18 protein-coding genes and 1 tRNA gene are annotated in these 21,643 nt (G+C 55.5%); 5 read left to right on the top strand and 14 right to left on the bottom strand.

The genetic code is table 11. The annotated features are described in order from the left end of the window. The first annotated feature begins 75 nt into the window (after positions 1-75). Positions 76-1,512: an MFS transporter gene (locus SPG90_RS01190; RefSeq protein ID WP_322407847.1), complete on the top strand. Its 1,437-nt coding sequence runs from the start codon at positions 76-78 to the stop codon at positions 1,510-1,512. Positions 1,513-1,577: 65 nt separating this feature from the next. Then, positions 1,578-2,819 carry a mechanosensitive ion channel family protein gene (locus SPG90_RS01185; RefSeq protein ID WP_033144837.1) on the top strand — a complete coding sequence of 414 codons (1,242 nt, stop codon included), beginning with the start codon at positions 1,578-1,580 and terminating at the stop codon, positions 2,817-2,819. Between the two features lie 82 nt (positions 2,820-2,901). Here the strand turns inward: SPG90_RS01185 and pheP are convergent, their stop codons facing one another. The 8 genes from pheP to SPG90_RS01145 all read right to left on the bottom strand — a co-directional run bounded on the left by pheP (position 2,902) and on the right by SPG90_RS01145 (position 12,202). Further along, positions 2,902-4,290 carry a phenylalanine transporter gene (pheP, locus tag SPG90_RS01180; protein ID WP_322407846.1) on the bottom strand — a complete coding sequence of 463 codons (1,389 nt, stop codon included), beginning with the start codon at positions 4,288-4,290 and terminating at the stop codon, positions 2,902-2,904. 103 nt (positions 4,291-4,393) lie between these two features. Next, a complete protein-coding gene (locus SPG90_RS01175) occupies positions 4,394-6,577 on the bottom strand; it encodes a TonB-dependent siderophore receptor (protein ID WP_322407845.1) in 2,184 nt (727 codons plus the stop codon). A 185-nt stretch (positions 6,578-6,762) separates the two neighbouring features. Then, complete coding sequence (yahO, locus tag SPG90_RS01170; protein ID WP_023310654.1) at positions 6,763-7,038, bottom strand: DUF1471 family periplasmic protein YahO; 276 nt, start codon at positions 7,036-7,038, stop codon at positions 6,763-6,765. 149 nt (positions 7,039-7,187) lie between these two features. After that, positions 7,188-8,219: an ABC transporter ATP-binding protein gene (locus tag SPG90_RS01165; protein ID WP_126302934.1), complete on the bottom strand. Its 1,032-nt coding sequence runs from the start codon at positions 8,217-8,219 to the stop codon at positions 7,188-7,190. A 1-nt stretch (position 8,220) separates the two neighbouring features. Continuing rightward, positions 8,221-9,795, bottom strand: a complete 1,575-nt coding sequence (locus tag SPG90_RS01160) for an iron ABC transporter permease (protein ID WP_322407844.1) — start codon at positions 9,793-9,795, stop codon at positions 8,221-8,223. A 24-nt stretch (positions 9,796-9,819) separates the two neighbouring features. Further along, a complete protein-coding gene (locus tag SPG90_RS01155) occupies positions 9,820-10,836 on the bottom strand; it encodes an iron ABC transporter substrate-binding protein (protein ID WP_033144832.1) in 1,017 nt (338 codons plus the stop codon). Between the two features lie 356 nt (positions 10,837-11,192). Next, a complete protein-coding gene (locus SPG90_RS01150; protein ID WP_248201265.1) occupies positions 11,193-12,023 on the bottom strand; it encodes a CPBP family intramembrane glutamic endopeptidase in 831 nt (276 codons plus the stop codon). Positions 12,024-12,125: 102 nt separating this feature from the next. Continuing rightward, positions 12,126-12,202, bottom strand: a tRNA-Arg gene (locus SPG90_RS01145). 278 nt (positions 12,203-12,480) lie between these two features. Between SPG90_RS01145 and SPG90_RS01140 the strand changes: the two genes are divergently transcribed. From SPG90_RS01140 to fimZ, 3 genes are all read left to right on the top strand, one after another. Beyond that, positions 12,481-13,179 (top strand): EAL domain-containing protein, encoded by a 699-nt coding sequence (locus SPG90_RS01140; RefSeq protein ID WP_248168810.1) that lies wholly within the window; start codon positions 12,481-12,483, stop codon positions 13,177-13,179. Positions 13,180-13,203: 24 nt separating this feature from the next. Then, positions 13,204-13,932 carry a DNA-binding response regulator gene (locus SPG90_RS01135; RefSeq protein ID WP_322407843.1) on the top strand — a complete coding sequence of 243 codons (729 nt, stop codon included), beginning with the start codon at positions 13,204-13,206 and terminating at the stop codon, positions 13,930-13,932. An 800-nt stretch (positions 13,933-14,732) separates the two neighbouring features. Continuing rightward, entirely contained in the window at positions 14,733-15,365 is a 633-nt protein-coding gene (gene fimZ, locus SPG90_RS01130) for a fimbria biosynthesis transcriptional regulator FimZ (protein ID WP_033144828.1), read from the top strand. Between the two features lie 51 nt (positions 15,366-15,416). Here fimZ and sfmF read toward each other — a convergent pair whose 3' ends face one another. From sfmF to fimA, 6 genes are all read right to left on the bottom strand, one after another. Beyond that, entirely contained in the window at positions 15,417-15,938 is a 522-nt protein-coding gene (sfmF, locus tag SPG90_RS01125) for a fimbria assembly protein (protein ID WP_045620360.1), read from the bottom strand. Positions 15,939-15,947: 9 nt separating this feature from the next. Beyond that, entirely contained in the window at positions 15,948-16,955 is a 1,008-nt protein-coding gene (gene fimH, locus SPG90_RS01120) for a type 1 fimbria D-mannose specific adhesin FimH (protein ID WP_045400785.1), read from the bottom strand. Further along, a complete protein-coding gene (locus SPG90_RS01115) occupies positions 16,948-19,509 on the bottom strand; it encodes a fimbrial biogenesis usher protein (RefSeq protein ID WP_047173833.1) in 2,562 nt (853 codons plus the stop codon). Before SPG90_RS01115 ends, fimH begins: the two co-directional genes overlap by 8 nt. Before the next feature lie 14 nt (positions 19,510-19,523). Next, positions 19,524-20,216 carry a type 1 fimbria chaperone FimC gene (fimC, locus tag SPG90_RS01110; RefSeq protein ID WP_023310643.1) on the bottom strand — a complete coding sequence of 231 codons (693 nt, stop codon included), beginning with the start codon at positions 20,214-20,216 and terminating at the stop codon, positions 19,524-19,526. 34 nt (positions 20,217-20,250) lie between these two features. Then, positions 20,251-20,796, bottom strand: coding sequence for a type 1 fimbrial protein subunit FimI (gene fimI / locus SPG90_RS01105; RefSeq protein WP_023310642.1), 546 nt, complete (start codon positions 20,794-20,796; stop codon positions 20,251-20,253). 68 nt (positions 20,797-20,864) lie between these two features. Beyond that, positions 20,865-21,428: a type 1 fimbrial major subunit FimA gene (gene fimA, locus SPG90_RS01100; protein ID WP_023310641.1), complete on the bottom strand. Its 564-nt coding sequence runs from the start codon at positions 21,426-21,428 to the stop codon at positions 20,865-20,867. Positions 21,429-21,643 lie beyond the last annotated feature (215 nt).

Here is a 21,643-nt window from a genome sequence, read left to right as displayed (position 1 = left end):
ATAAGCAAGAACTGGTACCCGTTTATCAGATGGTTGATGCTACGACCATCTGTTGAATGACGCAATGGAGTTACCATGAATACGTCAGTTGTTTCACCGGGCCGCGCTGGCCTGATATTGCTGCTAACCGGCCAGATGCTGCCGATGATTGATACCTCAATCACCAACGTCGCGCTGGACGCCATCACCCATTCGCTGCACGCTACCGCTACCGAACTGGAGCTCATCGTCGCGCTTTATGGCGTGGCCTTCGCCGTCTGCCTCGCGCTCGGCAGCAAGCTGGGGGACAACTTTGGCCGCCGGCGTTTGTTCATGTGGGGCGTCGCGAGCTTTGGCCTGGCCTCGCTGCTCTGCGGGATGGCGGGGAACATTGAACAACTGCTGGCCGCGCGCATCGTTCAGGGGGCGGGAGCCGCACTGATCGTGCCGCAGATTCTTGCCACCCTGCACGTGACGCTGAAAGGTACGGCGCACGCTAAGGCCATCAGCCTGTTTGGCGGCATCGGCGGGATTGCGTTTATCGTCGGCCAGATGGGCGGCGGCTGGCTGGTGTCGGCGGATATCGCCGGGCTGGGCTGGCGTAACGCCTTCTTTATCAACGTGCCGATCTGTCTGGTGGTGCTGGCGCTAAGTCGCCATTTCGTACCCGAAACCCGTCGCGAGACGCCGTCACGCATCGACTGGACCGGAACCGTGCTGCTGGCGATCATTCTTTGCTGCCTGCTGTTCCCGATGGCGCTCGGCCCACAGTGGGACTGGTCGTGGCCGCTGAAGGTTATGCTTCTCGCCATTATTCCGCTGGGCTGGCTGACGGCGCTGAATGCGCGCAAAAAGGAGCGTGAGAATGCCCATCCGCTGATCCCGCCGCGCCTGCTGCAGCTTCGCAGCGTTCGCTTTGGCATTCTGATTGCGATGCTCTTTTTCAGCGTCTGGTCCGGGTTTATGTTCTGTATGGCGCTCACCATGCAAACCGGTCTGGGGATGGCCCCATGGCAGTCCGGAAACAGTTTTATCGCGCTGGGCGTTACCTACTTTATTTCGGCGTGGTTCGCGCCGAGGCTGATTGCTCGCTACAGCACCAGTACCATTCTGCTGACGGGTCTGGCGATCCAGATTGCCGGCCTGCTGGCGCTGATCGCCACGTTCCGCGTCTGGGGAATGGAGAATACCGCCCTGACGCTGGCGCCCGCGACCGGGCTGGTCGGCTACGGGCAGGCGCTGATTGTGAACAGCTTCTACCGCATCGGGATGCGCGATATTCAGCCTGACGACGCGGGGGCCGCGAGCGCCATTCTCAGCACGCTGCAGCAGGCCGCGCTGGGGCTTGGCCCGGCCATTTTCGGCGCGATTTTGCTCCACGCGCTGCAGAACCATCACGGGGATTACACCCAGGCGGTGAACGTCTTCCTGATGGTGGAAACGGCGATGATGGTGGTGCTCGCCCTGGCGACGCTGTGCATCCGCCACCGCCTGTGCCTGCCGGTGGTAAAGGTCTGCCAGGCCACCAAATAAGCCAGTGAATTTGCATAATAGATCCGCAGCCGCCATTATGGGGCTGCATCAATACAGGAGACGTTATGCAGGAATTAATTGCTCAGGTTGAAGAGTTAGGCATTGAAATTAATCACACCACCTCTTTAGTGATTATCTTTGGTATTATTTTTCTTACCGCCATCATCGTTCATTTTATTCTGCACAAAGTGGTGCTTCGCGCTTTCGAAAAACGCGCGCAGGCCAGCAGCCATTTGTGGCTGCAGATCATTACCCAGAATAAATTATTTCACCGTCTGGCCTTCACCCTTCAGGGGATAATCGTCAACGTCCAGGCGGTACTGTGGCTGCAAAAAGGCAGCGAAGCGGCGGAAATTCTCACAACTTGCGCAAAGCTGTGGGTCATGGTGTATGCCCTGCTCTCCTTCTTCTCGCTGCTGGACGTGATTTTTAATCTGTCGCAGAAAATGGCCACCGCATCACAGCTGCCGCTGAAGGGGATCTTCCAGGGCATCAAGCTGGTGAGCGCCATCCTGGTGGGAATACTGATTATCTCTCTGCTGATCGGCCAGTCCCCGGCGATTCTGATCAGCGGTCTGGGCGCCATGGCCGCCGTTCTGATGCTGGTGTTTAAAGACCCGATACTCGGTCTTGTGGCAGGGATTCAGCTTTCCGCCAACGATATGCTCAAGCTCGGCGACTGGCTGGAGATGCCGAAATACGGTGCCAACGGCACGGTGACGGACATCGGTCTGACCACCGTTAAAGTACGCAATTTCGATAATACGATTACAACCATTCCGACGTGGGCCCTGGTCTCCGACGCCTTTATCAACTGGAGCGGCATGTCGGCCTCCGGCGGGCGACGCATTAAGCGCAGCCTGAATATTGATACCACCAGCATTCATTTTCTCGACGAGCAGGAACAGCAGAAACTCATTCAGGCGAAGCTGCTGAAGCCCTATCTGGCCGCGCGACATGAGGAAATTAGTCTGTGGAATCAGAAGAACGGTGAAGGGGAGTCGGTATTAAACCTGCGTAAGATGACCAATATTGGTACCTTCCGCGCCTACCTGAATGAATATCTGCGCAACCATCCGCGTATTCGCAAAGATATGACGCTGATGGTGCGCCAGCTAGCGCCTGATGCGAATGGTTTGCCGATTGAAATATACGCCTTCACCAACACGGTGGTCTGGGCAGAATATGAGGAGATTCAGGCCGACATCTTCGACCATATTTTCGCGGTGGTGGATGAATTTGGGCTGCGTATTCACCAGTCCCCGACCGGGAACGATATTCGCTCGTTGACCCTACAGCATCGGTAAGGTGGGTTGCCGGGCGTGAAGGCAGGTGCAGTCTGGTGCCCTCACCCCGGTCCTCTCCCACAGGGAGAGGGAGAAAACCGCGCTACTTTTTGCGGGAAAGCTTAAACGCCACAAAGAGGAAGATAACCCACACCGGCAGCAGCATCGCCGAAAGGCGCATCTCATCCATGGTGCACATCAGCACCAGAATCAGCCCCAGGAAAGCGATACAGATATAGTTCCCCGCCGGATAGAGCAGCGCTTTGAACTGCGTATCGCGTCCCTTGCGGCGCATCGCGGCGCGAAAGCGCAGGTGCGCCAGGCAAATCATGATCCAGTTCAGCAGCAGCGTAGCGACAACCAGCGCCATCAGCAGGCCAAAGGCCTCTTTCGGCAGCAGATAGTTAATCAGCACCACCAGCGAGGTGATAGCACCAGAAAGGAACAAGGAATTCACCGGTACGCCGCGACGGCTGACGCGGGTGAGGAACTTCGGCGCGTTGCCCTGCACGGAGAGGCCGAACAGCATGCGGCTGTTGGAGTAAACGCCGCTGTTATAGACCGACAGAGACGCCACCAGAATGACGAAGTTCAGCGCCGAGGCCACCACGTTGCTGTTCAGATCGTGGAAAATCATCACGAACGGGCTGCTGTCGGACTTCACTTCCACCCACGGATAGAGCGCCAGCAGCACCACCAGCGAGCCGATGTAGAACAGCAGAATACGGTATACCACCTGGTTGACCGCTTTTGGAATGCTTTTATGCGGGTCGCGCGCTTCCGCGGCGGTAATGCCAATCAGCTCTAATCCTCCGAAGGAGAACATGATCACCGCCAGGGAGAGAATCAGCCCTTTCCAGCCGGTGGCGAGGAAGCCGCCGTGCTGCCACAGGTTGTCGATCGTGGCGCGCTCGCCGCCGTGGCCGGAGAACAGCAGCCACAGGCCAAAGCCGATCATCCCGATAATCGCCAGCACCTTGATCAGCGCAAACCAGAACTCGGTTTCGCCATACAGGCGCACGTTGACGAGGTTAACGGCGTTAATAATGATGAAGAAGGCCGCCGCCCAGATCCACGTCGGGACGTCCGGCAGCCAGTACTGCATGTAAATGCCTGCGGCGGTCAGCTCTGCCATCCCCACCAGCACGAACATCACCCAGTAGTTCCAGCCGGAGAGGAATCCTGCAAACGGGCCCCAGTATTTATAAGCAAAGTGCGCGAAGGAGCCTGAAACCGGCTCTTCAACAACCATCTCGCCAAGCTGGCGCATGATCAGGAAGGCGATAACCCCGGCGATACCGTAACCCAGCAGCACCGCCGGGCCAGCCATCTGAATAGCGGGGCCGATGCCGAGAAACAGCCCGGTACCGATCGCGCCGCCAAGGGCAATTAACTGAATATGTCGATTTTGCAAACCACGTTGCAGCGTCGGATTCTGATCCGACGAGGCTTCAGCGCTACCATGGCCTGAAGCGGATGACGCGTCTTTCACGTCCTACCCCTGTCTCTTTTTTAGAAGGGGCACGTTTTAACACTTCATGCTGGAGGTAGCAAGGGATTGGGGCATCCCTGCCCCGGATAACGAGATGGAACGCTTAAAACGCGTAGCCAACCGAGACCTTAAAGGTGCGCGGTTCGCCCTGCGTAATATAGGTACCGGAATCGTCCACGCTGGCCCAGTAGTTTTCATTGGTGACGTTGTCGATGCCCGCGCGAACCGTCATCTGGTTTTCATTGCGGTTCACCGCGAAGCGATAGCGCACTCCCAGATCCAGCGTGGTGTAGCTGTCCAGCTTTTTGGTGTTTGCCAGGTCAGCGTACTGCGCGCCGGAATGGTTCACGCGGGCGGTGGCGGTCAGGCCGTCAACCGGCTTGATATCGTACTCTGCACCCAGCACGGCGTAAAAGTTCGGAATCCCGATCGCATCGTTACCCTGATTCACGCCATTTTTGGTTTTGGTCAGCTCGGCCTGCAGCCAGGTGGCGCTGGCGTTCAGGCGCATCCCCAGCGCGGGCTCGCCGAAGACGTTCAGCTCCACGCCACGGTTTCGCTGCTCGGCATCCAGGCCGTAATGGCCGCTGTCGTCGAGGATCGCCGACGGCATTTTGATCTCAAACAGCGCAAGCGATCCGCCCACGCGGCCGAAGTCCGCCTTCACGCCCACTTCGTTCTGCTTAGAGTGAATGATACCGGTGCTCTGGCCGTAGTTGGTGGCGGTGTTAGGTGCAGTTTTGCCCGGCTGCAGCGCTTCGGTGTGGTTTGCATAGAGGGAAATCTCCTCCCACGGCTTGTAGACCACGCCGTAGGTGGGCATCCAGCGGCTGCCGTCGAAGCCGTCCGCCGCGTTTTCCGCACCGGTAACTTTGTTATATCCGCGAACGACCACTTTCTGATGGCGGGCGCCTGCGGTGAACAGCAGCTTGTCGTCCAGCACGCCCAGCGTATCGCTAAGCAGCCAGCCCTGGGTACGCGTGCGTCCGCTGGTCAGCGGATCGCTGTACTTCCCGCCAGAGCCGTTCAGGTTGGTGCTGTCCGGCATATCGACGCCGGTGTTGTGGTAGATGTTGGTGGTCGGATTATCCTTCGCCGCCGACATTTTCCACGCGATTTTTTCGTTTTTGGTCATCGCCGAATAGCCAACGTTGACCTTGTGCGAGACGAAGCCCGTAGTGAAGTTACCGCGAACGCCCGCCATGCCGCTGACGGAATCGCTGATGCGGTTGGTATCAAGACGGCTGACCGTTGCCTTGCCGCTTTTATCCACCAGCTTCGGCGCGCTGTAGATGCCTTCCTCGTGCGCGTGCTGCGCGCCAAGACCGGTATAGGCCGTCCAGCCGTCGGTGATGTCGTACTCGCTGCGCCACATCCCAAATTCGTTTTCGATATTGCTGTAGGCCCACTTCTGCGAGAAGTTACGATCGTTTTTCGGCGGCTCGGGAACGAAATCCACCGCGGAAATATTGACGCTGGTCGGGCTGCCGTGGAAGGTTTTCTTCTGATAGCCCAGATCCAGCGAGGTGCGGAAGCGGTCGCCAGCGTAATCCAGGCCCGTAGAGAGCAGCGTGGTGCGGCGGCGGTCATTCGGTATGCCGGTTTCCCCTTCGCGATGAACCAGGTTCACCCGCGCGCCGAACTGGTCGCTGTCGCCGTAGCGACGGCCCGCATCAAGCGTAGTTCCAATCTGGGAATCCGAGGTGTAGTCCATGCCGACTTTGGCCTGCGGGAGTTCGCCCGCGTGTTTTGGCTCAAGGTTGATCATCCCGCCCACGCCGGAGCTTGCCGCGCCGTTCATCAGCGAGTTGGCCCCTTTGAAGATCTCGATGCGGTCAACCATCTGGGTATCCACCACCTGGCGCGGCAGCACGCCGGACAGACCGCCAAATGTCATGTCGTCGCCGTCGAACTTCAGGCCGCGGATGCGGTAGGTCTCCGCGCTGTTGCCGTATCCCTGAACGAACTGCACGCCCGCGTCGTTCGCGACGACATCCGCAATGGTTTTCGCCTGCTGATCTTCCACCAGCTTCGAGGTGTAGCTGATGATGTTGAACGGCACGTCCATGGCGTTCTGCTGGCCCAGCATCCCCATGCGCCCGCCGTTCGCCACCTGTCCGTCAAGGAAGGCCGGTACCAGCTGGTCGCCGCCGGGTTTGAAATCGCTGGCTGGTGCAGCCTGGACAACGAGGGTGTCCTCTTTTTGATCGTCCGCCGCAATGGCGGAATGTGTCGCCGCGCCAACGGCGAGCGCCAGCAGCGTTTTGTGCATGATGGTGTTGTTCATCGTTAACTCATTTTAAAGTGCGCGCAAAAATGACCCGTTGTCGGGCCTTAGAATATGTTGAATGCAATGCAAATGAGAACTATACGCATTATCCATGCATTAGCAAGTGTAACCGCGTTCATGAGGAGAATTGGCGAGATAAGAGGGGGAACGGCCACCCCGCTTCGGGGGTGGCTGCAATGACGTTATTTTTTCTTGTAGATATTGGCCGTGCCGTGAATTTTATTGTTGGTGTTCCCTGACGTGAGCACCAGAACATCCGCGCCTTTCTTATCGGCTTTCTCAATCAGTTCTTTTTTCGCATCATCCACCGAAACTTCATTCGAGGTGTTTACCGTACCGATTTTTTTATATTGAGATGCAACTTTTTTGAACTCGCTTTTAGTAAGTAGCTGTGCAGCAAAAGCATTGGTCGTAAACAGTAACGCCGTTCCCAACAAAATAGCAGTCGTCTTTTTCATAACCTTTTTCCTTGAGATTAATCAGCAATTACGAAAAACCTCACGCAGTGTGGTGAGGTTTTATGAGCATGGTAGAGAATCTCAGGAATTGCCATACGTTCGGGAAAAATCTTTTATAACAACCCGTTGCATGAAATTACTAACGAATATTAAGAATATTCGAATACCCGCGCGGTGCCAGCAATATCAACGCGTACCGCCGTGCCCGGGTTCCATCCTGGCTGGCTTACGGTCTTCAGAATCACCGGCTGCTGCTGTCCGGCCAATCCCAGGGTGAGCGTCGACAGCTGGCCGGTGAAGTCCACGTCGAGAATCGAGATCGGACTTTCATGCGCTGCACATGCCGTCACGCGTAATTGTTCAGGGCGCATCATTACCCTGCCCTTTCCTGTCGCATGCGCGTTGTCCGTCGGCACTTCACCCAGCGCGCACACGGCATACCCGGCAGCGAGCTGAGCAGGCAGGATCACGGCATCGCCAAGAAACAGCGCCGTCTCTTCGTCAACGGGACGGGTGTAAACGTCATAAGGCGTACCGACCTGCGTGAAGCGCCCGGAGCGCATGACGGCAACCTGCGTGGCAAAGGACAACGCTTCGTTCTGATCGTGGGTGACCAGAATCGAGGCCACGCCCGCTTCGGCCAGCAGATCGGCCGTTGCCTTACGCGTCGTGGCGCGCAGGCCGGTATCCAGAGCCGAGAACGGTTCATCCAGCAGCATCAGTGAAGGCCGCTGGGCCAGCGCACGGGCAAGGGACACGCGCTGCTGCTGTCCGCCGGAAATCTCGTGGGGCCAGTGCGTTGCGAGCTGCCTGTCCAGAGAAACCATCTCCATCAGCGCCTCAACGCGCTGGCGTTTCTCGTGCCGGGTGCCGTCCAGCCCCCAGGCGATGTTGTCTGCCACATTGAGGTGCGGGAACAGCGCACCCTCCTGAGGCACAAAACCAATCCGGCGCAGGTGGGCGGGAACAAAACTGTTTTCATCGAACAGCGTTCTCCCCTGCATGACAATGCGCCCGGTGTCAGGCGTTTCGAACCCGGCAAGAATACGCAGCAGCGTGGTTTTCCCCGACCCGGACGGCCCGACAATCGCCGTCCTGCTCCCCGGCGCCACGCTCAGGTTTAAGCTGTCGAGCACCTGCACATCAGAAAACGATTTAGAAATGGCGGTTAATTCAAGCATGTCATAGCCCTGCAATTTTTTTCGACTGCATATAGAGAATGGCGGTCAGCGGGAGTGAAATTAGGATCATCAGCATCGCGTAAGGCGCGGCGGCAACATAGTCAATTTCACTGGTCAGCGCCCAGAATCCAGTGGAGAGCGTGCGCGTGCCCAGCGGAGAGAGCAGCAGCGTGGCGGTCAACTCGTTGCTGACGCCGAGGAAAACCAGCGCGGCACCCGCCGCCGCGCCCGGCGCGGCCAGCCGCATCGTCACGCTCCAGAGCGCCTTCGCGGGCGTGCTGCCCAGGCTGCGCGCCACGTTTTCCAGCTCAACCGGCGCCTGCGCAATCCCCGCCCGCAGGTTGATGAGCGCGCGGGGCATAAACATCAGCAGGTAGGCAAGGAACAGGGTAATTTCCGTCTGGTAAATGGGACGAGCGTAATGAATGGTGACGGTGACCAGCGCCAGCGCCGTGACGATACCCGGCAGCGAGCTGGTGATATAGATGCACCCTTCCAGCATCCGGAAGATGCGGTGCGGATAGCGGATACCCAGCCAAGCGATGGGGATCACGCACGCGGTCGTCAGAAGCGCACCGCCCACGCCGAGCATCAGCGTCTGGCGCAGCGAATGCCAGAGATCGGCACTCATCCAGTTTTGTACGCCGCCGAGCCAAATCCAGCGACACAGGACAACTAGCGGCACGCCCAGCGCCAGAACGATTAGCACGATGAAGAACAGCTGGCCCAGCGCGGCAGCCGCAGGCGTAAGCGGCCAGCGTTTCTGTTCACGCGCTGCCCCGGCGCCAATGCGCGCGTAGCGTGCTTTTCCGCGCGTCACGCCCTCCAGCATTAATATAGCCAGACAGCACAAGGCCAGCACGCCCGCCAGCATGTTCGCCGCCGGGCCGCTGAAGGTAGACTGGAACTGGTCATAAATTGCCGTGGTGAAGGTATCAAAGCGGATCATCACGTACAGGCCATATTCCGCCAGCAGGTGCAGCGCCACCAGCAGCGCGCCGCCGCAGATAGCCAGCTTGAGCTGGGGCAGCACCACGCGGAAAAAGACCCGCCACGGCGGCGTACCCAGCGAAGCGGCGACATCTTCAAGCGTCGGGTCAAGGCGACGCAGCACCGCCGCAACCGGCATATAGATAAACGGATAGTAGGCAAGTACGGAGAGGAACACGCCCGCGGAGAGCCCGTGCATGGACGGGACAGCGCTCACCCAGGCATAGCTTTGCACAAACGCGGGGATCGCCAGCGGGGCGACCGCCAGTGCGGACCAGATCCCTCGCCCGGCAAGCTGCGTGCGCTCCGTGAGCCAGGCGATTGCCACGCCCGTCACGATACACAGCGGAACCGCTAAAGCCGTCAGCCACAGCGTGTTGCTGAGCAGCTCAGCAACATGCTGGCGAAACACCAGCGCCTTAATGGTTTCCCAGCCGGTCTCAATGCCAATGGCAATGATAAAACCCAGAGGCAGAAGCGCCATTAATGAAAACAACACAGCTAACGCCACCATCGGCAGTGCAGGACGCCTGCGGGCAGGCTCCTGCACTCTGTTTTTTCCGATGTCGAGACTCAGACCAGACATAAGACGTTCACTTTACTCTCAGGATCACAGCAGGCCGGCTTGCGTCATCAGCTCGATAACTTTTTTACTGTTAAGCGTCGAAGGTTCAACTTTCGGTGCATCAAGATCTTTTAGCGGGACCAGTTTTGGGTTTGAGGCCGCGTTCACGCCCACCGCATACTCAAAGGCGTTGTTGGTACGCAGGCTTTCCTGACCTTCTTTACCGGTAATGTATTTGATGAAGGCCTGCGCCTGCGCTTTATGCTTGCTGGATGCCAGCACGCCGCCGCCGGAGAGGCTCACAAACGCGCCCGGATCCTGGTGTTTGAAGTAGTAGAGCTGGGTGTTTTTGCTGTTTTCACCGGTTTTGGACTGATCGACAAAACGGTAGTAGTGATAAATCACGCCGCCATCAATCTGACCGGCATTGACCGCTTTCATCACGGTGCTGTTGCCTTTATAGGCAACGAAATTGGCTTTCATCGCCTTGAGCCATTCCAGCGTGGCCTTCTCGCCTTTCAGCGCCAGCATCGCGCTCACGATGGCCTGGAAATCCGCGCCTGACGGTGATGCCGCCCAGCGGCCTTTCCACTCGGGCTTTGCCAGATCCATCAACGATTCAGGCAGCTGCTGTTCGTTCAGTTTTTCCGGGTTATACACAAACACCGTGCTGCGGGCCGCGATGCCAATCCAGCGGCCGTGCGCCGGACGATATTCTGCCGGTACCTGCTTCAGGGTGTCTGCATCCAGCGGCGCAAACAGGTTGGCATTATCCACCAGCACCATTGAAGGCGAGTTCTCCGTCAGGAACACGTCTGCCGGTGACGCGCTGCCTTCCTGAACCAGCTGGTTACCCAGCTCGCTGTCATCGCCATTACGCAGAGTGACTTTAATGCCGGTTTCTTTAGTAAAACCGTCCACCCACGACTTCACCAGGTTTTCGTGCTGCGCGTTATAAACAACGATACCTTCGTTGTTATCGGCGGCAACCGCTTGTGTGGAAAGGAAAAGGGATGAAGACAACAAGGCAAGCGAGAAGCAGGACAGCAGGCGAGAATTCATGAACACATCCTTAATAGACCAACGGGATTAACGACTCATAGCTTTGTGGGACAGGATTAAAGCATACAACAACGCTAATGATAATTAGTATCAATCCAGTTTAGGCGTAAAAGTGTAAAATTTCTTTTTAGAAGATTTTAGAATGATAAAAATCCAAATTTTAATGAGAGATAATTTTTAGATTAAGAAAACCTTAAGCCTGCCTGTAATGAAATTCATTAGCCTTCTATTCATTATGACGCGAAGGTAAATCAGTTATTCATGCGCCCGTTATATATAAAAAGCCCCAGTATTTCGGGGCTTTTTATGCTTATCCGGAAGTAGCCCAATTTATAAGGCTACTATTTTAAAACGCATCACATCGCTGCGTGAGAGGCATACATCGGATAGGTGAAGAACAATAAATGCACGCAGTTCAGCCCAAAATGGAATAACGTTGCAACCCAGAGCCTGCCGCTCCACATCCACGCCAGGCCGTAAATAATGCCGGAGAGGCTGGCAAAAATAATCAGTAGTAAACCGCCGCTATAATGCATCAGCCCAAAGATGACTGAGGCAATCAACAGCGCTACAACAGGATGAACGATCCGGGACAAGCGTTGCTGCAGGTAGCCTCTGAACAAGGCTTCCTCGGCCAAAGAGACGAAAAAAATATTCGCAAGGGCAAATTGAGCGAACCATTCTGGCGCATGCGGCTCAATTCTCAGCCCACCTAATGCAACAGCCAGAAGTAACAGCGCGGGTATCGCAAGAATCAATATTCCCCATCCAACCTTGCCCGCTTTATAGAGGGGTTTTGCTACGAATAACGTTGGCATGCACGTGATTAAAAAGAACGGCACCACTGCCTTGTCCATATTAAAGTACATACTGAACGGTATGCTTTGCGGACCAACGACGACAGCATCCAGCACCCTGGGGTTATGAAAACCCGGGATCACATGTAAAACCAGCGCAACGGCGATGGCCACGCACAGGCCTTCGACCAAATATGTATATTTATTATTTTTATTCCGTAGCCATTCAACAGCAGACCAGCCAACAACGATGGTTGCAATAACCAGCAGCGCCGGGGCGTCAAGAATACTCTGTTTCCAGCCGAGAAATGCCGTTAATCCCAGCATCAGGTAAGCCAGGCTTTTATTAAGAGAGAGTGCGGCAAGCGAAGTTGCGAGTAGATACCACATAAATGTCCTTCATGACCGGTAAATTTTAGGGGTGATGTCCCAAATATGTCCCACAATGGAAATCAGGAGGATGTGAAGGAGGCATAACTCTATGAAATTAAATGGCACGCCCTGTAGGATTCGAACCTACGACCTACGGCTTAGAAGGCCGTTGCTCTATCCAACTGAGCTAAGGGCGCACTGAGAAGTGTGTACTTCGCGGTGGTGAAACGCGAAGAATTATACGGTCAATGGCAGGTGAGTCAATGCCTTTTCCGTTTTCAGAGTCAATTACCGCTAGTCGATTGTAAATACGGCTATTTTCTCAACATTTTGTCCTGTTTCACCGTAAAATTTAGCGCTGCGAAAAGGCTTAGTTGCATTTAAGTAACGCCTGCTGTTTTCCCGAACGTCAGCTCGTCACACTAGAGTCAGGTATCCCGGCCGCCTGGAGGCTGACAGACAACAGGACAATGGAGTGACAGAGCAAAACCTGATCGATACGCCCCCCCGGTTACAGTACATATCTCAGGACATCGTCGGCATTAAGCTTGAGCCCATCGTCGCCCTTACCTCATTGCGTCAGGTTGGCGTCGAGGTACTTAGCGTTCTGGCCGACACGCGGCACAGTGAGGACTTTTTTTGCGATCGGCCCGCAGACTGGTCGATAACGCTGCTTGAAGCGCAGCTTGCCACGTTAAAAAATACGCCGCACGGTCATAACCTTTTTATTAATCTGCCGATAACCGTTCTGACAGAGCCCACGTCTTTTCAGCGACTTATAAGATTATCCTGCGTGCCGCTCAATATTGAGTTTGTCGACCCCGCGTCCATTTTGGCGCTTTCCGTCGCACAGAAGCAGTTCGTGGTTCAGAATCTCCATCAGTTGAGCAGACGAGGGCACGCAATCTGGCTGGACGACATCGATGACGTCTTAGTGCAGTCGTTTTTATCCTTTCGACTCCCGTTAAGCGGCATCAAAATAGATAAGGAAGCATTCTGGCGTTTACGCGACACCCCTGAGTTGAGGCAACTGGTTTCCCTTTGCTTTCAGCTTGCCGGGAAAGTGCTTATTGAAGGTATTGAGACTGAACGCGATCGTACCTGGGCACTGCAGGCAGGCGCAGACCTCGGCCAGGGATATTACTGGCCGTCCTGGACATGGCCGGAGGATTAAAAAGCCATTTCCAGGAGGGAGACCATGCGAATGACAGTGCGCCGTTACCGGCGGCGGCGTACAGGAAGTGATGCACTGGGATTTACGCGCTCACCTTTTGCCCCCCCCTTTTTCGACCGGCTCGAATTTTTGAGCCAGTCTATCAGCCAGCCCCGCAAAACCGACGCCCCGTTTATCCTTCTGGTGACGGAGGATCACTACCTGCGCACCGGTTTTCTCAACGCCCAGTTTCCCCTGAGCAGCTGCTGCGACTACGCCACGCTGGACGACGCCCTTATCGCTCAAACGCAGTGGCCTTCAGCTCGCCTGGTCGTGGATATTGAAAGCCGGTCCACGGGGCTTCTGGAGAAACTGGATCAGTTGAGACGGCATAGCCTGTTTCCTCCGTTCCTGACGCCCTGGCTGCTGGTCCGGGCCGATAATTACGATACCCGCCTCTTCTGCAAAGCGGCGGGTCCCTTTCATGTGCTCGAACGTCAGCTGAGCGCCGCTGCGCTCCAGCACAGCCTGTTGGATACCCTACCTCAGCTGGGTACCGAGAAAGACTGGTTCTCGCGCAACGAATGGCCCATCCTGCAGGAGCTTTCCCGGGGCAAGACATTGCGTCAAATTGCCCTTATGCAGAATCGCCCCTATAGCCGCATTATCTATCGTCTCAGCTGCATCCTCTTAAAGCTGGGGCTAAGCCATCGCCAGGAATTGCTCCATCTTCTTAATAACCTCTCAGACTGCACGTTTTCACTCACCACCTAACCCCTTATTTCCTAAAGCGGTTTAAGAATTTACTTACCACTTGCGTTGCGAAAATGTTAATTTTTAACAATAAAATCGAATTTATAACTATTCCTAATTTATGGGCGCGAACCTTGTGAAATGCCACAAATTAGCGGAACGGCAGCACTTTCCTCCATCCGTTAAGCGAATGCAGAAGGCGTTAACAAGATGATAATGATGTAAAAACAAGCAGCTTAACGACAACTGCCAGGAGTAAAAAGCGAAGCGGATAGCATGTTCTCCTGTACAGGAGATGCGGGCCTTCGGGTAAACCTGGGCGCTTTCAGATGAAGGTCTGACGGCCTGCGAGGGCAATTTTTAACCTCACCTTTGCGGGTTTGTCCCTTTAAAAGAGGTGTATTTTTGTTAACAATTAATCAACATACAGAGATATCTGTTATTTTTTGTTATTACATAAAGATGAAAATATGCGGTAAATGAGATAACAGGACATTTCCGCTAATTTTAAAAAAATAGCGATTCAGATCCAGAAGATAATACAAACCAATACCCTCATATTAATTTACAGGGTTTTCGGAAAAAACTTACCCTGTATAATAAGATGCGTATCAAATATGAATAAGAAAAACCTTTTTGCCAACACCAGCCTAATGAGATGACCGCGCTGAGGCATAGTTCTTTTCATTACGTAAACAAGGATGCTTTCGCTCTTTCCAGGGAAATACTACGGTATAGGGATCTGCACATTATATCCTTCCGGCATTTCGAGAGTTTTAACAAACTCTGCATAACGCTTTTAACAATCTGAGGCATTAAAAATGAAACCGGCATCCGTTATCATTATGGACGAACATCCTATCGTCAGAATGTCGATAGAAGTCCTGCTACAGAAAAATAAGAATATCACAGTCAAGCTCAAGTCTGGCGATAGCCATGAAGTCCTTGACTGTATCCGCAATCACCCTATCGATCTGGTGATCCTTGACATTGAACTCACGGGCACGGATGCTTTCGCTTTACTTAAGAGAATCAGAAACTTAAACAAGAACATTAAGGTTTTGTTCCTCTCGTCTAAATCAGAGTTATTTTACGCGGGTCGCGCCATTCGCGCCGGGGCAAATGGCTTCGTCAGTAAACGAAAAGATTTGGGTGAGATCTACAACGCCGTAGAAATGATCCTGATGGGCTATTCCTTTTTCCCGTCAGAAACCCTGAACTTTATAAACCACCTGGGTTCCGGGAAAGGGATGGCAGTAGATATGCCATTATCGAATCGCGAGGTCACGGTATTACGGTATCTGGCGAATGGATTATCCAACAAGGAAATTGCTGAACAGCTGCTATTAAGCAACAAGACCATTAGCGCACATAAATCCAATATTTATTCCAAGCTGGGTGTACAAAGCATCGTGGAATTAATTGATTACGCTAAAGCCCACGAGCTGCTATAACCTGAATTCACTCCCCGCAGCTTATCTGAGCTGCAGGGAGTGCGGTCAGTGCTAATTATAATTAATCATGAAGGTGGCATCCGCATCGGCCCGTCCGGGCTGAGGGTTATCGGCAGTGGCAATATAATTGGCATAAAATGACAGAATCGCATTTCCCTGCGCATCAACCGAGACCGGCTGGCTGGCCTGCTGAAGCGCCAGGCGAGTTTTATCCGCATCCCTGATCTCAACGGCGACATGGCTTGCTGTACTGGCGTCATTCAGCGCCAGCAGGCCGCTATTGCTCCCGTCTGCTTTACCCGAAAACGTAATGGACGCCGCGCCCGGCGGGCAGCCGGTCAGCTTCAGCGTAAACGGCATAGGCTGCGTGCGGCTCCCGGTGGTGCTGAGCTGTTTCGTGGGCCAGGTGCCCAGCGGGACGGCCTTGTCGCTGTCGCTGCCCTCGGCAACGCAGGTAAAATCGACGATATTGCCGTAAAGCCGAATGTTAATCTCGCCCAGGGCGGTGTCCGCCTGAGCCTGTGTGCAAAGCGCAAAGAGCGCCACGGTGATAAAACGGATCCCGTTTCGCATATCGGCTCCTTAGTCGTAATCCACGCGCAAATACCCGCGCGAGGTGAAGCGCCCTTCCGCTGGCTTATTGCCCGTCACGCTCACCGGCCATACCCGGATCCCCACCTGCGCCTGCGCGCTGTCGTCAAGGCGGAACGGAATTTTGCTCGTCAGGTTGTTGGGCGTCAGCGGCACCCCGCTCTCGTTGGCAATGATGAACCCCACGTCCGGGTTATCCGACACCAGCACATTATCAGAGACTTTTTCCGCCTCGACGCGCATCGTCAGCATGGCGTTCGCCTCCACGTTGGTGCATTTGATGGCGATGGTTTTGCTTTGCGATGAGACGCCTTCCGGCTTGTTACCCACGCCCGCCTTGCTGAACAAAGAGGCGCCGATGTCGCCGAAATCAAACTCCACCACGTTACCGGCATTAATGGCGCAGCTTTGCGGCACCTGAATGGTTCCGCTGTAGCTAATGGTATAGACCGGCGTGGTGAGCGGATCGGAAGAAGTCGTGGTGACGTAAACGCGGAACATGGTGGCACGCGGGATCACCACCATGTTGATAAAACGCCGGGTAACCTTAAGACGGAAGACCAGGCTGGAGTCCTGAACGCCAAACGGTTTGTTTTTTGAAACGTTAGGATGGCTCCCCATCTGGATATAGCTTTTGGGCGGATAAAACGCGCCAGCATAGCTGTCGGTGATTTTCATCGCCCCGTCCAGATAGTCGTTAAGCTTCAGATATTGATAGCCATCGCTCGTTCCCGTTACCGGATAATCGGTGACATAGCTGCGCTTGGTGGTATTTCCGGTCGTCCCCTTCGGGCAGACGGCATTCACCCCGACCCACTGCGTCTTCTCGTTGAGCGTCACCACTTGCCCAATGTGATTGTTCGAGCTGTTGAATTTATCCGTCAGGTCGTAATGCACCTCCGTCGGTACGCCTTTTTCATTGACGCACACGGTGGCTAACGCGTTTGTCGCGGGCAGTAACGCCAGAAGCGACAAGGCAAAGAGTTGGGTTTTATTCACAGCGAATCCCCTTCAGTGTGATTGCCTGTTGCAGGCTCTGTTCAGACAAGCTGTAAGGTGCGCGACACTGGGACTGCGCCCCGTCGCCCCACTGGATCAGCAGTTCACCTTCCAGCGGCAGCCCACTCAGGTAAATTTGCCCGTCATCCCCCACCATGCTGGTGACGCCGCTTTTGGTCTCACGCACCACCGCGCCGAACGGCACGGGCTGGTTGCCGCGCGTTACCGTCAGCAGGGCGCGCACGCCAATGCGGGTATCAAAGCTGGCGCGTACCAGCGCGCCTTTAGTCGGCACCACGCTGCTCACGTTGTTTTCGATATCGGTGTTGTTGCTCATGGTGTTGGTATCCAGCGCCACGCGGTTGTAGCGATAGACGGTGGCATACGGCATCACCGCGTAGCCTCGCCAGTCGGTTTTCACGCCGGTCTGGTTTTCAATACTGACGCCCGATGCCCCCGGCGCTTTGATCAGCACGTTGGTGTCGCCCAGCGGCTGGCTGAAGGTCACGCCGTCGGCGTGGCCGACCACCCCGCCGGAGAGCTGCCAGTTGAGATCGTGCTGGTCGCGGGAATAGTTGTAGCCCACGCCCAGCGTGCCGTAGGTCGCCTGCCAGTTGGCGCTGGCGCTTCCGCTTGCGCCGTTGGTGCTGGCGTGTCCCTGGGTCACGCTGTAGTTCAGGTTGCGGTCCTCCAGCAGCGTTCCGCTGACGCCGGTTTGCCAACTTGTGTCGCCATCGCTGTTTCGACTGGCGGATGCCGTAGCGTAGGCGCGGTCAATCGCGCTGTCCCGGCGATAGCCCTGGCGGGTAAAGAGGCTGAACGGCACGGAGACGTTAAACGACGCGATCCGATCGGTACCGTCTATCCCCACGGATTTGTTCCACGACCACGAGACGGAGTAGTTGATCCCCTTCACGCCGCCCGCGTAGCCCAGCTGGTACCAGAGGTTCGTCTCGTCTGTTCCCCAGTAGGTCTGCTCGCTGCCGGAGATATAGACCGAGCCGTAGTCCCCGAGAGACTGAGAAACGTTGAGCTGGAAACGGCCTTTTTTATTCCACGTCAGGTTGTGATAGCTCTGCACGTCCGGCACATCGTTATCGTTCTGGCTATCGGCATACTGATAGCCCTCCATTGAGCGCCAGGCGACATCGTCGAGGGTGTAAAACCCTTTTGTGGAGTAGCGGTAGCCCAGCAGCTGGAAGTTGGTGCCGAAGCCGTTAAGGGATTTCGCGTAGAGGAAGCGCAGAGACTGGCCTTCATGCTTGCTGTCGTCCGCGAGCTGGCTGCGGGCGTGGGTGATATCGAGCGAGACCGCGCCCCAGTCGCCCAGGTTTTTTCCGGCCCCTACGGCCACCGCGGTATAGCGTGACGCCAGCTGCGTACCGCCGTAGAGCGTGTAACCGTTGGCAAGACCGGTAATCAGGGTGCCCTGAGTGAAGAACGGCGTATCCTGCTCGCTGTTACCGCTGCGGTAATCCCCGGCAACGAGATCATACTTCCAGCGCCCTTCACGCTGCAGAAGCGGGACGGTGGAGTACGGCACGGTATAGCGCTGCTGGGTACCGTCTTTCTCTTCGACCGTGACTTCCAGGTCACCGCTTGAGGAGGTCGGGTTAAGATCGGTAATCGCAAATGCGCCCGGCTGCACATAGCTTTGATAGATAACGTAGCCGTTCTGGCGAACTACCACTTTTGCTGGCGTACGGGCAATCCCGCGCACGGTCGGCGCGTAGCCCTGCAGGCTGTCCGGGTACATGCTGTCAGACGAGAAGAGCCGCCCGCCGCGAAAACCCATGCTGTCGAAGACGTCATTCCCGGTATTGCTGTCGCCCAGCACCAGTTCGCTTTTAAGCGGGATGACGGTGCGCTGCGCCCAGGTGCCGATATTCTGCCACTCGCTGTGCCGCTGCCCGTTATTCTGCGTGTACCGCCATGCGCCGTTGTTACGTAAACGCCAGGCGCCATAGTTCAACCCGCTCTGCAGGTTCAGATAATAGCTGTCGTCTTCGCTTCCCCGGTTACCGGTGAAGCTGTAGTTCACCAGCGCGGCGGGAATGCCTTCATCCCACTGTTCAGGCGGAATGTAGCCCCGGGCGCTGTTTTGCAACGCCACCTGCGGCAGGCTGACGTCCAGACGCTGGGAGGCAAAGTTGAATACCGTTTCGCTGCCGGGTATGGCCGTGGTCAACGGAACGCAGGTGTCGCCCTGTACCTTAGCCAGCTCGGGAAACGCCGCGACGTTGACGCCAAAGCGATCGAGCATCGCGCGCGTAATGCAGGCCGACAAACCGCCCGCCACCGGCGGCGTGTTCTCGGCCTGCTCAAAACGCACGTCCTGGGTACCGATAAACTCATCGTTACGCCAGATATCCACGCGATAAACGCCGGGTGCCTGCTGGTGTCCTTGTTCAAAACGCGACAAATCCGCCACGCTGGCGGTGTCGTCGGACAAGAAGGCCGGGTTGAAATAACTTTCGCTCCAGCCAGCCTGCGGCCAGAGCGCAGCCATCAACGCCAGCGCAACCGGGCAGTAACGTCCCTGGTGGTTTTTCATCGCCCTGACTCTGCTCACAGGTTAACGCTACGCGCCGGAGTGATGGCACCGTAGTCATTCACGCTCTGCCAGGAAAGCGTGCCGCTGGCACCGGCTGGCAGCACCTGCTGTGCCGAGCTTTTCGGCGCAACCATCAGGTTTTCCAGCGTCTGCCCGCCCATCTTCAGATTGACGAGGGTGATGTAATACGGGGATGCGTTGCTGACCTTGAGATGGCTGCCCGCGCGCTCAAACCGCAGCTGGGAAAGCGCCTCTTCCGGCTGCATCGCCAGGTTGTTCGGGCGCACAAACAGCTTGATGCGTGAGAGGATCGCCAGCTGCAGCACGTTATTGTTTTCCGTTTTCGCTTTGTTCACCGACGGGATCGCCTTCACGTTCATGTAAAAGAGCGATTCACGATCGGCTGGCAGCGCTGGCCCGGCGTAAATAATACGCAGCGTGTTTTCACTGTTCGGCTCGCTGACAAACAGGGGGGGAGTGACGGCAAAGGTTTTTTCTTTTTGCCCGCTCGCATTTTCGATCCACGCGTTAATTAAATAGCGTTCCTGTTTGTTGCTGTTGGTGATCGCCAGCGACGTTTGCTTCGCCTCTGCGGGATAAATAACGCGCGTGGCCCCCAGCGCAATACCGCCGGAAGCATTTGCGCAGGCAGAAACCATCATCAAAATAAACGATAAAAAAAGTCCTGGTTTAATTAGGGTATTCATCACAACCGTACCTTTAATAATGTGTTCGCAGGTGTTATGGATAAATCAACGTAAACCAGACATCCGACTGAATTTTGCCTGGCTCGAGGTGTTCGGAAATAGCCCGATAGCGGGCGCTAAAATGGAACGCGAGCTCGCGGGTATCGATCGGCAGCCAGCTGACGGCCGTGGCGTTTGGGATAATCTGACGCTGCTGTTCGTCAAAGAGCGCCAGCCCCACGCCGCTGCTGACAGGCGTTTCCCCCGGCCGCGATGTCGCCAGAAAGACCTGCGGATCTTCTGCGGGCGTCACGCCCTGAAACTGGATCCCCACGGTGCGCGAAACATCAACGCTGCAGTCCAGCAGCCGCACGGTAAAAGGCACGTTAACCGTGGAAAAACTGCCCACACCGGAAAATGAATTGGTTCGGTACTGCCCCATGTCGATGCGCATATTCTGGCTGTCGGGCGCCACGGCACAGCCGCCGTTCACCAGTTCACCCCGGAGATGAACCTTGCCACCTTCGATCACCACGGTATGCGCCGATGCCGGGCAAGCCATCGCAAGGGTTAACAGCAGTAGTGTTCCAGTCCTTGTCATCCTTCGTTCCTGGCATTTGCGTATGACGGGCCTCGTCCCTGAGGCCTGAACATCCCTGTGCGGAGGAATTACTCGTATTTCATTACGAAGGTGGCGTCAGCGTTCGCCTGGCCTGGCTCAGTGGTGGCAGCCGTTGATTTGTAACGCGCGGTGAACTTCAGGGTGTTGGTCCCTTCGATCAGCGTCTGCGCAGCAGAGAAGGTCGCGCCGTCTGGGGTCAGAACGCTGGATTTGCTGTCGAGGATCTCGATACCCACGCCTTTCGCGGTGTTGTCGTTGTTACCGGAGGTCACGGCCAGCAGGGTTTTGTCGGTTGGGTCGATCTGACCGGTGAACGCAACAGCGGCAGTTTTGGCAACCAGCGGATCGCAATCATTCAGTTCAATGTTGAATGGAATATTAGAGGTGGTGTCGCCCACTTTGGTAAATTTCGCGGTACGATACTGGCCCAGATTAACGGTCTGCTCGGAAGAATCAGTATTTACTGAACAAGCCGCATTAACCAGCTCACCTTTAAAATGTACGGTACCGCCATTAACGGAAACCGGCGCAGCAGGATCTGCTGCATTTGCGGCACCTGCAACCAGGGCCAAAGTAGCAATAACAGTAGAAGCAATGTTGCTGAGTTTCATGTCTATTCCTTTAAAATGTAAATAACCCTTCCCGCGAATAATCGGGAATAAGAAATACGTTCAATTGATTAATTGAAAGCTTATTTCGGAGGAGACAAAGTAGCTCAGGACGCGTTTTTTAAATATGTCAAAACGCTGCCATTTCGCCAGGTCACATCCTAATACCGCCTAAGAAATTGACCATCCCCTAAGAAGGGTTTTTGCGTCTCCCTGAT

The sequence above is a fragment of the Enterobacter sp. D2 genome (assembly GCF_034427575.1).
GTDB classification, from domain to species: domain Bacteria; phylum Pseudomonadota; class Gammaproteobacteria; order Enterobacterales; family Enterobacteriaceae; genus Enterobacter; species Enterobacter cloacae_M.
The sequence above is the reverse complement of the archived record's forward strand: the minus strand, read 5'-3'. Positions and strand labels throughout refer to the sequence as shown.

Coding starts and splice junctions, on each gene's coding strand:
- SPG90_RS01190 (WP_322407847.1), top strand. CDS start 76: ATGAATACGTCAGTTGTTTCACCGGGCCGCGCTGGCCTGATATTGCTG.
- SPG90_RS01185 (WP_033144837.1), top strand. CDS start 1,578: ATGCAGGAATTAATTGCTCAGGTTGAAGAGTTAGGCATTGAAATTAAT.
- SPG90_RS01175 (WP_322407845.1), bottom strand. CDS start 6,577: ATGAACAACACCATCATGCACAAAACGCTGCTGGCGCTCGCCGTTGGC.
- yahO (WP_023310654.1), bottom strand. CDS start 7,038: ATGAAAAAGACGACTGCTATTTTGTTGGGAACGGCGTTACTGTTTACG.
- SPG90_RS01165 (WP_126302934.1), bottom strand. CDS start 8,219: ATGCTTGAATTAACCGCCATTTCTAAATCGTTTTCTGATGTGCAGGTG.
- SPG90_RS01160 (WP_322407844.1), bottom strand. CDS start 9,795: ATGTCTGGTCTGAGTCTCGACATCGGAAAAAACAGAGTGCAGGAGCCT.
- SPG90_RS01155 (WP_033144832.1), bottom strand. CDS start 10,836: ATGAATTCTCGCCTGCTGTCCTGCTTCTCGCTTGCCTTGTTGTCTTCA.
- SPG90_RS01150 (WP_248201265.1), bottom strand. CDS start 12,023: ATGTGGTATCTACTCGCAACTTCGCTTGCCGCACTCTCTCTTAATAAA.
- SPG90_RS01135 (WP_322407843.1), top strand. CDS start 13,204: ATGCGAATGACAGTGCGCCGTTACCGGCGGCGGCGTACAGGAAGTGAT.
- fimZ (WP_033144828.1), top strand. CDS start 14,733: ATGAAACCGGCATCCGTTATCATTATGGACGAACATCCTATCGTCAGA.
- sfmF (WP_045620360.1), bottom strand. CDS start 15,938: ATGCGAAACGGGATCCGTTTTATCACCGTGGCGCTCTTTGCGCTTTGC.
- SPG90_RS01115 (WP_047173833.1), bottom strand. CDS start 19,509: ATGAAAAACCACCAGGGACGTTACTGCCCGGTTGCGCTGGCGTTGATG.
- fimC (WP_023310643.1), bottom strand. CDS start 20,216: ATGAATACCCTAATTAAACCAGGACTTTTTTTATCGTTTATTTTGATG.
- fimI (WP_023310642.1), bottom strand. CDS start 20,796: ATGACAAGGACTGGAACACTACTGCTGTTAACCCTTGCGATGGCTTGC.
- fimA (WP_023310641.1), bottom strand. CDS start 21,428: ATGAAACTCAGCAACATTGCTTCTACTGTTATTGCTACTTTGGCCCTG.